2 protein-coding genes are annotated in these 628 nt (G+C 52.2%); both read left to right on the plus strand.

Annotation, left to right across the window (positions count from 1 at the left end):
• A partial coding sequence (locus tag NW839_RS13765) for a Uma2 family endonuclease (RefSeq protein ID WP_414380726.1) occupies positions 1-189 on the plus strand: 189 nt, incomplete at its 5' end.
• Between the two features lie 185 nt (positions 190-374).
• A partial coding sequence (locus tag NW839_RS13770) for a Uma2 family endonuclease (protein WP_414344735.1) occupies positions 375-628 on the plus strand: 254 nt, incomplete at its 3' end.

Genomic DNA, 628 nt, shown 5'->3' on the forward strand with positions numbered 1-628 from the left:
CAGGCCAAGATGCAAGAATACATGGACAACGGCTGCCGGCTGGGGTGGCTGCTGGATCCCAAGGCCAAGCGGGTGATGATCTACCGACAAGAGCAAGCGCCGGAATTGGTCGAAGATCCGGAAACCCTATCAGGAGAGGACGTGCTGCCGGGCTTCACCTTGCCCATTCGCAAGATCTGGTCGGCTTGATATGAGTAGCTTTCACGGATTTACGATCCCTGATACAGCTTTTTTCCACACCCTTAACCCAGCCAACTCTGATGGATCTCTTGCATGACAGGGATCCCACGCAATTGCAGAACTCTCCCAACGTTGGAAACAGCTGCAGTAAAAATGTTGAGCGATAGGCCAAAAACAGGCGGAGTCACACTACCATGGCTGCTCTGACTCTGAATCTATCTCCCCTGATAACCCTCAGCCGAGCAGATTTTATCCGGCTTTGTGCCGCTAATCCTGAGCTGAAGCTGGAGCGTACTGCCCAAGGAGAATTGGTCATCATGTCTCCAACCGGTGGGGAAACGGGCAATCTTAACTTTGAAATTGCCGGGGAAGTTTATGTTTGGAATCGGCAATCGGGCCGAGGGAAAAGCTTTGATTCTTCCACCGGATTTTCCTTGCCTTCAGGCAG

It is taken from the genome of Synechococcus sp. R5-15, assembly GCF_047462035.1.
Taxonomy (GTDB): Bacteria; Cyanobacteriota; Cyanobacteriia; order Thermostichales; family Thermostichaceae; genus Thermostichus.